This window comes from Peribacillus sp. SIMBA_075, assembly GCF_046534585.1.
Genome location: NZ_JAWRYN010001714.1, coordinates 1 through 231, shown reverse-complemented (window position 1 = coordinate 231; position 231 = coordinate 1). Strand labels below are relative to the sequence as shown.

Below are 231 nucleotides of genomic sequence, written 5' to 3'. Positions count from 1 at the left end.
GGCGACAGCCTCATGGAAATATAGGCATCGAGTCGCCCGCTGGCCAGATACGCCAGTTCGAGTGCCGCAGAACCATAAGAGCGCATGCCGCGCGCTTCATGGACGAGGCGGATGGTCGCTTCATGCTCCACGTGGCGGTTTGGCGTCGCCCACATGGAGTTCATGCCGATGATTGATTCACTGATGTCCGTCTCAATAAGCGGCTTCAGCCGTTCATCGTTATAATAAGCC

Annotated in this window: 1 protein-coding gene; it reads right to left on the bottom strand. The window is 56.7% G+C overall.

Going from position 1 to position 231, the window contains the following annotated elements; genetic code table 11:
- The coding region (locus SB775_RS34290) for an inositol monophosphatase family protein (protein ID WP_410865747.1) at window positions 1-231 on the bottom strand (231 nt) is incomplete at both ends.